This window comes from Clostridium sp. (assembly GCF_036643715.1).
Taxonomy (GTDB): Bacteria; Bacillota; Clostridia; order Clostridiales; family Clostridiaceae; genus Clostridium.
In genome coordinates this window covers 24,668-35,061 of sequence record NZ_JAVXRL010000031.1, presented here as the reverse complement: position 1 = coordinate 35,061, position 10,394 = coordinate 24,668, and the positions used below count along the sequence as shown (strand labels likewise).

Annotated in this window: 8 protein-coding genes; 7 read left to right on the top strand and 1 reads right to left on the bottom strand. The window is 29.0% G+C overall.

Features of this window, described 5'->3' with window-relative positions:
- The first annotated feature begins 199 nt into the window (after positions 1–199).
- From RSF37_RS10040 to RSF37_RS10010, 7 genes are all read left to right on the top strand, one after another.
- On the top strand, positions 200–1,222 hold the full coding sequence (locus RSF37_RS10040) for a polysaccharide deacetylase family protein (protein WP_332564276.1): 1,023 nt from the start codon (positions 200–202) through the stop codon (positions 1,220–1,222).
- A 112-nt stretch (positions 1,223–1,334) separates the two neighbouring features.
- Positions 1,335–2,018, top strand: a complete 684-nt coding sequence (locus RSF37_RS10035) for a response regulator transcription factor (protein WP_332564275.1) — start codon at positions 1,335–1,337, stop codon at positions 2,016–2,018.
- Between the two features lie 3 nt (positions 2,019–2,021).
- Positions 2,022–3,431, top strand: a complete 1,410-nt coding sequence (locus tag RSF37_RS10030) for a HAMP domain-containing sensor histidine kinase (protein ID WP_332564274.1) — start codon at positions 2,022–2,024, stop codon at positions 3,429–3,431.
- Positions 3,421–4,893, top strand: coding sequence for a hypothetical protein (locus RSF37_RS10025; RefSeq protein WP_332564273.1), 1,473 nt, complete (start codon positions 3,421–3,423; stop codon positions 4,891–4,893). The genes RSF37_RS10030 and RSF37_RS10025 overlap by 11 nt, the downstream gene beginning before the upstream one ends.
- A 15-nt stretch (positions 4,894–4,908) precedes the next feature.
- Positions 4,909–6,291 carry a TldD/PmbA family protein gene (locus RSF37_RS10020; RefSeq protein WP_332564272.1) on the top strand — a complete coding sequence of 461 codons (1,383 nt, stop codon included), beginning with the start codon at positions 4,909–4,911 and terminating at the stop codon, positions 6,289–6,291.
- A gap of 10 nt (positions 6,292–6,301) precedes the next feature.
- Positions 6,302–7,645 (top strand): TldD/PmbA family protein, encoded by a 1,344-nt coding sequence (locus RSF37_RS10015; protein ID WP_332564271.1) that lies wholly within the window; start codon positions 6,302–6,304, stop codon positions 7,643–7,645.
- A gap of 127 nt (positions 7,646–7,772) precedes the next feature.
- Positions 7,773–8,378, top strand: a complete 606-nt coding sequence (locus tag RSF37_RS10010; RefSeq protein ID WP_332564270.1) for a DedA family protein — start codon at positions 7,773–7,775, stop codon at positions 8,376–8,378.
- Between the two features lie 26 nt (positions 8,379–8,404).
- On the opposite strand, the gene RSF37_RS10005 is transcribed toward RSF37_RS10010, so the two are convergent.
- Positions 8,405–10,264 carry an LTA synthase family protein gene (locus tag RSF37_RS10005; RefSeq protein ID WP_332564269.1) on the bottom strand — a complete coding sequence of 620 codons (1,860 nt, stop codon included), beginning with the start codon at positions 10,262–10,264 and terminating at the stop codon, positions 8,405–8,407.
- Positions 10,265–10,394: the final 130 nt, after the last annotated feature.

The window sequence follows — 10,394 nt, the reverse complement described above, 5'->3', positions numbered from 1 at the left end:
TTCGGCTGTTAACCGACAGGTTGGAGGTTCGAGTCCTCTTCGCGGAGCCATTTTTATTATAAGCTTATGAAGGCTTATTTTTTTTTGCGTTAAAAAAAGTTATTACTCTTTTGTAATAAATATTAAGCTATTTGTAATACCAATTAGACATAAAAGTATTATTATATAAGTATAGACTTAAGATGGAGGATTGTGAGTAATGAGAAACCAAAAGGGGAAAGTACATAACTACAGAGCAAATATGAGAAAAGATTTTGAAAAAAACCAAAAGGTCAGAAGAAAAAAATTATTCATATTAGTAGGACTAGCGGTAGTTCTAGTAATTGGGGGAATTGGAATTTATTCAGCATTTTCACCTAAGGGAGAAAATAAAGAAGCAGCCGCAGCTCAAAATAATGGACAAGATGACAAGGACAACAAAAAATCTTCAGATAAAAGTGGGGACGGTAATCCTCCAACTAAAGAAGAAAGTAACTTAGATAATTCAGGATATATACCACTTAAAGATGATCCAAATGCAGAAGATGCTAAAGTAGTTGCAGATAGAACTTTAGGACTTCAAAAAGGAAATTTGCATTATCCAGTTAGAGATGATGGAAAGAAAGTAGTTTATTTAACTTTTGATGATGGTCCATCAACTACGAATACACCTGAGATATTAGATATACTAAAAGAAAATGATGTTAAAGCAACATTTTTCGTTACAGGAAAAAGCGTAGAAGCTAATGATACTGCAAAATCATTATTAAAGCGAGAAGCAAGTGAGGGACATGCTATAGCAAATCATAGTTACAGTCATGAATACAAATATCTTTATCCAAATAGAGTTATAAATCCAGATAATTTTATGGAAGAATATAATAAGACAAATAACTTATTAAAAGAAACTTTAGGAAAAGATTTTTCTACAACAACTGTTAGATTCCCAGGTGGATACTGGTCATGGAACGGAAGAGAAAGCATTAGACCAACTCTTGATAAAGAAGGAATAGCAATAGCAGAGTGGAATGCACTTAATGGAGATGCAGAAGGTAACGGAAAAAGTACACCAGAGCAATTAGTTCAAAAGACTAAAAAAACTGTTACAGAACTAGGTCCAAATGCAGATAGCGTAATATTCTTAATGCATGATACTTATGGAAAAGGAAATACAGTTAAGGCATTACCAGAAATAATTGAGTTCTTTAAAAGTGAAGGATATGAATTTAAAACAATGAAATAATAATTATGTTATCCATAATTAAAATTATAGATTATAATATAAATTAGAAGCTTAAATTTTAAGCTTCTTTTTTAAAATAAATATTTAATTTAAATAAGAAGGGGTGCTTAATTTGGCAAAGATATTATTAGTAGAAGATGAAGTAAGCATAAGAGGCTTTCTAAAAATAAATTTAGCAAGAAATGATTTTGAAATAATAGAAGCAAGCAATGGTGAAGACGGAATACAAAAGGCTATGATTGAAAAACCAGACGTAGCTATATTAGATGTAATGTTACCTGGAATAGATGGATTTCAAGTATGTAGTAAGTTAAGAAGTGAATTTCCAAGCATGGGGATAATAATGCTTACGGCAAAAGGGCAAGATATGGATAAGATAATGGGTCTAGAGTATGGTGCTGATGATTATATAGTTAAACCATTTAATCCATTAGAAGTAGTGCTTAGAATAAAGGCAATATTAAGAAGACTTGAAAGTAATACAGAAAATTCATTAAATGAATTAGTAAATGGACCGTTTGTTATAAATTTATATTCCCAAAAGATAACAAAAAACGGTATTGAAATAGAACTAACACCTAAAGAGTATTTAATTATGAAGACATTTATAGAAAATCCTAATAAGGCATTTTCAAGGGATGAACTTTTAAATTCAGTGTGGGGATACAATTACTTTGGTGATCCTAAAATAATTGATGTAAATATTAGAAGACTTAGATCAAAAATAGAAGAAAATGCCTCAACACCTGAATATATTGAGACTGTTTGGGGAATTGGTTATAGATGGAAAGGATAAAGAATGAAAAGTATAAAAACTAGAATGCTTAGAAATTTTATAGGCGTAATTCTTTCAACAATAATTATATTAGATGTTCTTTTAATTGCTTTTGTAAAACAGTATTATTACGATAATACTCAAACAATACTTACAAATCAAATTGATTTAGCAACTAATTTTTATGATAGATATTACTCAACATCATCATTAGTATGGAATGTCTATGATAATGTTGATGCTTTTTGGAATCAAACTACAGCACAAGTACAAATATTTGATGATAAAGGTAAATTACTTATGGACTCTATTGGAGTAAGTGATAAAACATTATCGGATAACCCTGAAGTTAAAAAGGCTTTAAAGGGTGAAGCAAGTACATGGGTTGGAAAAGTTAATTATTCTGACTATAAAATAATGGCAGTAACTAAACCTTTAGAAGTTAACGGCAAAATAGTTGGTGTGATTAGATTTATTACATCACTTAAAACGATTGATGAATCAATAACATCAATAACAACATTCTTTATAATAATTTCTATTGGAGTTTTAATAATTGGTGTAGTATTAAGTTTAATTATGGCAAGAAAAATAGTTAATCCTATTTTAAAACTTAAGAATACAGCAGAGAAAATGGCAAATGGAGATTTAAATCAAAGAAGTAATTTCACAACTAAAGATGAGATTGGTCAGCTTGCTGATACGTTAGATTATATGGCTGAAGAACTTGCCGAAAGAGAACAGATGAAAAATGATTTTATATCATCAGTATCTCATGAGTTAAGAACACCTCTTACAGCTATAAAAGGGTGGGTAATTACTTTAAATAATGAAAATACAGATAGAGACACATTAAACTTAGGTTTTAACATAATAGAAAAAGAGACAGATAGATTAGCTACTATGGTTGAAGAGTTATTAGATTTCTCTAGACTTGTTAATAATAATATGGCTTTAAAGAAAGTCGATATACAAGTAAGTAAGTTTTCAGATTATATAGAACTTTACATGACACCAAGAGCTGAAAGAGAAAATATTAATTTCTTTGTATACAATAATACTAAAGATTGTTCAATAGAATTAGATACAGATAGAATGAAACAGGTTCTAATTAATATTTTAGATAATGCATTTAAATTTACACCAGAGCAGGGAACAGTTGAAGTTGCATTTAATGAAACAGAAGACAATTTAATTATAAATGTAAAAGATAATGGATGTGGAATACATGAAGATGAGCTTTTAAGGGTTAAAGAGAAATTCTATAAAGGTAGCAACGCAAATTCTAATGCTGGAATTGGACTTTCAATTGCAGATGAAATAGTAAAGCTACATGGTGGAAGATTAAAAGTTAAAAGTACACTGCATGTTGGAACTGAAATTATAATAAATATTCCTAAATTAAAGGAGTTGAAACATATAGATGAGAAATAAGATAATGATGCTAATAGCTATAATTATTACCTTATTTTCTTTAACTGGTTGTGGAAGTTCTAGTTCAAATGAAATGATTGAAATAAAATCACCAGTAAATAATCATTTAGCTATAGAAGGAAAATGGGAAGTGACTGATTACAAAATATTAGATAAAAGTATATATCCAGAGAAAAACTTAAAAGATTTAAAAGGTAAAGTAATTGACATAGGAGAAAATAATATAAATATCGATTCTAAAACATATAATGATGTATCTTATAAATTAAAAGTTGCAAAAGATGATTATTATATATCATATCAATCTGATTTTAAAATAAAGGATTTAAAATTAAATCAGGATGAAATTAATGTTATAGTTGCAAATGATAAAGAGAATTCGATTTTAGATTTTTTTAATGTAGATGATAGTAAAAGTTATATATATTACCAAGGTGTTTTCTTTACAGTAAAAAAAGTTGGTAGTATTGATGAGAATACTTTTGTACAAAGTAATAATGTAAATGAAAAGAAAGAAAGTGTATTAAACACAAGTGAAGATAAAGGTGTTTATATAGGACTAAAAGAACCTAGAAAAGAAAATTCAGATGGAACTTATACAGATGAAAAGTATAGGACTCTATGGGTTAGCTTTAAAGATAATAAGTATCAAGATATTGAATCAGCAAATGGAATACTTTTTCCTAGAATGACAGGAATATGGTCACTTGAGAAGAAAATAATAACTGATAAAGGAAAGCATCAAGAATATTTTGTTGCAAACACTATAGATAGAAAGAGTAAAGAAGAAAAGGTAGAAATTAAAAGTGATAATGATATATATAGAAACATAAATTTCATAGGCAATAATTACATTGCAACAGAAGTTTATGAAGGAAATAAGTTTAAAAATAACTTTCCACAATATCAAGTATTACCAGTAGATAATCTTTATGTTGAAAAAGGGTTAGTTATACAAGATATATATCCTAAAGATGTTAACTCAATATATAAGAAAGATTATGATAGAGTTTATAATAATTTTACAAATGAAGAAAAACAAAGTCATAAAAGATATATTGATTATAGTAATTTCACTTTAAAGAGAGAAACAGGTAAGTGGATACTTCAAGGAAAGATTTCACCTCTTAATAAGAATGATCAATCATATAATTATACTTTATCAATTAAGCCAAATGATAATTTAGTTAAATATGATGCGTTAATGGTTCCATGGAGAACTCTTAGAACTGAAATACCATTTATAAAAGACGCATATACATCACCAGATGGAAAAATGCTTATTGTTATTGTTGAAAATGAACTTTTAGTTTATGAAGTTAATGGAAATAAAATATCTCAAACACCAGTAAAAAGGTATCCATTAAAAGATGGAGAGCAAGTAATAATGGCAGAATGGTGTGAAAGAGATTATGTTGATTATTGGAATAGAGTTTTTAATGAATTCCAAAAGGATAATTAAAAAAGGAGTGATTAAATGTTATCAAAAGACGTTATAGGAAAAGTCTTATCTAAATGTATGATTACAGGAGGAGACTTTGCTGAAATATATGAAGAGGATACAATAAGCAATTCGTTAGGAATTTTAGATAATAAAGTTGAAAATGCTTTAGGTGGAAGAAGCTATGGAGTTGGAATTAGAATATTTAAAGGACTTAAAAGTGTTTATGCTTACACAAATAATAATTCTTTAGAAAGTCTTTTAGATACAGCATATAAAGCGGCACTTGCCCTTGGAACATTAAAGGATGAGAAGGAGATAATATTAAATGATTCAATAATAGTTCCAAATAAGCATATAATTAAATTCTATCCAGGAGATATTGCTTATGACAAGAAAATTGGGGTAATGAAAAGTGCATATAAGAGTGCTAAAGAGTATAGCGAAGATATATCAAAAGTAAGCATTAGTTATAGTGATAAAGATCAAAAGATATTAATTGCTAATACTGATGGTCTTATAGTTGAAGATAGAAGAGTTAGAACTAGACTTGGCGTAAGTGCAGTTGCTTCAAAAAATGGTGAAAATCAAATGGGATTTGAAGGTCCAGGACGTTCAATGGGATTTGAAATGTTTAATGAAGTTGATCCAGCATTCTATGGAGTTGAAGCTGCAAAAACTGCAGTTACTATGCTTCATGCTAAAGAATGTCCAGCAGGTAGAATGCCAGTTATAATTGATAATGGATTTGGAGGAGTACTTTTCCATGAAGCTTGTGGTCACTCATTAGAAGCAACAGCTGTTGCAAAAGGCAATTCAGAATTTGCAGGTAAGATTGGAGAACAAATAGCTTCAAGTAAAGTTACTGCAATTGATGATGGAACAATAGAAAATGCATGGGGTTCAATTAATATAGATGATGAGGGAACTAAGTCTCGAAAAAATATTCTTATAGAAAATGGTATCCTTAAAGGGTATATGATAGATAAATTAAATGGCAGAAGAATGGGAATGAAACCTACAGGAAGTGCTAGAAGACAAAGTTATAAATTTGCTCCAACTTCAAGAATGACAAATACTTATATAGCAGCTGGAACTGATAAGACTCATGATATTATTAAATCAGTTGAAGATGGACTATATGCAAAGAAACTTGGAGGAGGATCTGTAAACCCAGTAACAGGAGAATTCAACTTCTCAGTTGCAGAAGGATACCTTGTTAAAAATGGAGTTATTGTAGAGCCTGTAAGAGGTGCTAGCCTTATTGGTAAAGGTAGTGAAATACTTATGGATATAGATATGGTTTCAGACAATTTATGCCAAGCACAAGGAATGTGTGGTTCATCTTCAGGAAGTATACCAGTTAATGTTGGTCAACCAATGATTAGAGTTAAAGAAATGACTGTAGGTGGAAGATAGGAGGCGTATTATGGAATTTAAAGAGTTTAAAAATAGATTATTTAAAGAAGCGCATGATCAAGGATTAAAAGAATTTGAAATATATTTCTCAGATAAAGAAAGTTTAAGTATAAACATATACAAAGAAGAGGTTGAAAAATATAATTTAACAAAATCTTCTGGTGTATCATTTAGAGCAATGGTAGATGGAAAAATGGGATATTCTTATACTGAAATAGTTGATGAAGATTCAATTCCAATATTAATAAGTAATGTAATTCAATCAGCTAAATCTATAGAAGATGAAGATATTCAGTTTATTTACAAAGGTGATAAAACTTACGGTGACGTAAATAATTATCATAAAGAACTTGAAAATATTGATCCACAAAAATTAATAGAACTAGCATTGCAAATGGAGAAGGAATGTAAGAGCATTTCAGATAAAGTCTCTAATTTCATTGGTTGCGGAATAAGCTATGTTAATTTAAAGTACGGAATAATGAATTCTAAAGGATTAGACCTTAGTGATAAAACAAATCTTTTATCAGCATATGTTGTACCAGTACTTGATATAGATGGTAAGAAGTATGATGGATTTGGATATGGAGTAGCTAAGAAAGTATCAGATATAAAACCTACAGAAATAGCAAAGCAAGCTATAGAAGAAGCTATGGAGAAAGTCGGTAGTAAAATAGCACCTTCTAATAAGTATAAAACAATAATAAGAAATGAAGCTATGGTATCATTACTTCAATCTTTCTGGTCAATTTTTGATGGAGATTCTGCTCAAAAAGGAATATCTCTACTTAAAGATAAAGAAGGAGAAATGATTGCATCAACTAAAGTTACTATTATTGATAATCCTCTTATGAAGGATGGATTAGCATCAGTTGCCTTTGATGATGAAGGTGTAGCTACGTTTAAGAAAGATATAGTTAAAGATGGAGAACTTAAAACTTTACTTCATAACTTAAAGACTGCAAATAAAGCTAACATTAAAACTACGGGTAGTGGATTTAAAGCTTCATATGCATCACCAGTTGGAGTTGGACCTACTAATTTCTATATAGAAAAAGGAAATAAAGACTTTGATGAACTTGTAAAGGAAGTTAATAATGGAATTATTATAAGCGAATTTTCAGGACTTCATTCAGGAGCTAATTCAATAACCGGAGACTTCTCTCTAGCTGCAAAAGGCTTTATGATTGAAGATGGAAAGAAATCATATCCTATAGAGCAAATAACTGTAGCAGGTAATTTCTTTACTCTTTTAAAAGACATAGAAGAAGTTTGTACTGATATTAAATTCCCAATGAGTAGTTTTGGATCACCATCAGTACTTATAAAAGAATTATCAATTGCAGGAAAATAATTACGCTAATATTGATATGAGAATTAAAATTTTTTTAAATTCTCATATCTTTTTTTCTGTATTAATAAATTCATAATAACTAAATGGTATAATACCTTAAATAGACGATTGAAAGGAATGTTGGGATATGAATATAATAGCTTTAATACTTAATATAGCTATGAGTATAACAGATAAATTTGGTTATATTGGTGTAGTAATAGTAATGTTATTAGATTATGGATGCATCCCTATTCCAACTGAGATAATAATACCACTTATAGGTTGTGGTGTAGCAGAAGGTAAGTATAAATTCATATATGCAATATTATTTGCAGTAATTGGAGGAACTATTGGTTCACTAGTCAGTTATACTATTGGATATTATGGAGGAGAGCCCATTATAAATTGGATTCAAAAGAAATTTAAATCTAGTAAAAAAGGCTTTGACCTTATTCATAAATTATTCGAAAAGTATGGAAAGATAGTAGTTTTAATCTGTAGAATAATACCGCTTACCCGTATATATGTATCACTTATAGCAGGAGCTGAAAGAATTAATAAACTTCAATTTGCAGCATATTCAGCAATAGGGATTGCCATATGGACAACAGGAATGGAAGCACTAGGATATTACCTTGGTCATGATATAGCTTTAATAGCACATTTAATTGCAAGGTTCTCAATTGCAATCTCAATAATTTCAATAATCGGAGTAATAATATTTATTAAATATAAAAAAAGAAAAGTCTAAATAATTTAGACTTTTCTTTTATATTATTAATGCTTATTCATATTAAAGTAATCAGCACGAATCATCTTATCAGACATTTCAAGTGAATTCTGAATAAGTACCATCTCTTCTGGAGTAAGATCTCCTTTATTTTCAACTGATCCATTAGTTAGAACAGCGTAATTTCTTTTTGTATTTAATAGATTTCTTCCAAGTGCTGTATCTTCATACTCTTTTGCTGGAATACCAAGTGAGTATAATAATGTTGGCATTATATCTATTTGACCACCGATAGTATCAAATGTTTTACCTATATCTGTTCCTTTATTGTATATTACAAGTGGAACTGTAGGCTTACCGTTATTTGAGTACCAGTCTTCTTTCTTAGATAAAGTATCTATACTGTGCTGATAATATTTATGAACTCCAGTATGATCACCTTCAATTGCAACAACAGTATTATCTAATATTCCTGCTTTATCAAGAAGTTCTAAGAAGTATCCTATTTGAGCATCTGTATAATGAATACTTTGGAAATACCCACCAAGTTCACTATTGTCTAGCTCAGGATCTAACTTAAGTTTTCTTTGATCTTTTGGAAGATCAAATGGACCGTGACTTGTTAAAGTTACATTAAATGAATAGAAAGGTTGTTTTAACTTTTCAAGCATTGGTACAACTTGTTTGAAATATGTTCTATCACTTAATCCCATTCCTATTATTTCATCAGGGTTAAATGAATGGAAGTCAGTAAAGTTTTGGAATCCGATTCCAGTTAAACCTTGTTGATAATTCCAGAATGATCCTTTATCAGGATGTATTGCAGTTGTACTGTATCCATTATGTTCTAATATAAGTGGCATTGAGTTATAAGCTCTATTTGGGTATCTAAAGAATGTAGAACCCCTTCTAAGTGGTAACATTGATGTGTTAATCATTAAATCTGAGTCAGAGCTTGTACCTTCATTAACTTGTTCATAAATATTAGGGAAGTAAATTCCTTTATTTATTAAACTGTCTAAAACTGGAGTTATTTTTTGGCCATTAACTTCTTGGCCTATTAAGAAACTCTCAAGTGACTCAACTTGTATTACTATAAGATTTTTACCTTTAAATTTACCGAAGTATTCGTTATTTGGTAAATTTTCATTTTTAAACTTATAGTAGTCATCTATTTGAGTTTGATCTTCTTTAGTTAATTCGTATGGTTTTGAATCTTTAACAACATTTATTATATCTATTATGTGATACCCAGTTGATGAGAAATATTGTATAGTATTTGTTGGATCATAATTCTCAAATAAATATGAATTTTTAACATCTTTGTTGCCTAAAACAAACACATTAAATGGCACATAAGCAATAAATATTATCGGCAATATAAGTGTACATAAAAAAGTTTTAATAGCTCTTTTCTGAACTCTAACATAAGACTTTCTTGTGAAGAAAACATATATACCCATAATGATAAAATCTAATAAAAATAAAATATCATATGGACTAAACATTGACATTACACTGCCTGAAAGATTATCTAGATTTGCAGTTTGAGTTAAAATAAGTACTGAAGGGACTGTTAAGAATCCTCTAAAGTATGTTATATCAGTTAGAATTAATGCTGTTATTATAACATCAATTACAAATAGATATATAACTCGTCCTTTTCCTTTGAAAAGTAATGCAAAACTTAAAAATACTAATGCAAAAGCATAGTAGTAATCTAAGAAATATCTAGAGTTTGAAAATCCTGTTGATAAATTCAATTCATAAGGATTTGTACTTGAAACAAAACTTTGGAATAGAATTCCTTTAAATACTATTGAGAATAAAGGAATTAAAAATAATATAATTCTGAAAACGGTATCCTTATCGAATCTACGCTTTAAATTCATTAAGAAATTTTTCATAAGTTCCTCCCTTAAAATATAGTCAATTAAGATTATATTATATAGAACTTAAATACGCAATAAATAGGGGGAGGAAAGTATATTTAGTGTTATAATATATAGGTAAATATAGAAAAGAGAGGTGTTTTTT

Coding starts and splice junctions, on each gene's coding strand:
- RSF37_RS10040 (WP_332564276.1), top strand. CDS start 200: ATGAGAAACCAAAAGGGGAAAGTACATAACTACAGAGCAAATATGAGA.
- RSF37_RS10030 (WP_332564274.1), top strand. CDS start 2,022: ATGAAAAGTATAAAAACTAGAATGCTTAGAAATTTTATAGGCGTAATT.
- RSF37_RS10025 (WP_332564273.1), top strand. CDS start 3,421: ATGAGAAATAAGATAATGATGCTAATAGCTATAATTATTACCTTATTT.
- RSF37_RS10020 (WP_332564272.1), top strand. CDS start 4,909: ATGTTATCAAAAGACGTTATAGGAAAAGTCTTATCTAAATGTATGATT.
- RSF37_RS10015 (WP_332564271.1), top strand. CDS start 6,302: ATGGAATTTAAAGAGTTTAAAAATAGATTATTTAAAGAAGCGCATGAT.
- RSF37_RS10010 (WP_332564270.1), top strand. CDS start 7,773: ATGAATATAATAGCTTTAATACTTAATATAGCTATGAGTATAACAGAT.
- RSF37_RS10005 (WP_332564269.1), bottom strand. CDS start 10,264: ATGAAAAATTTCTTAATGAATTTAAAGCGTAGATTCGATAAGGATACC.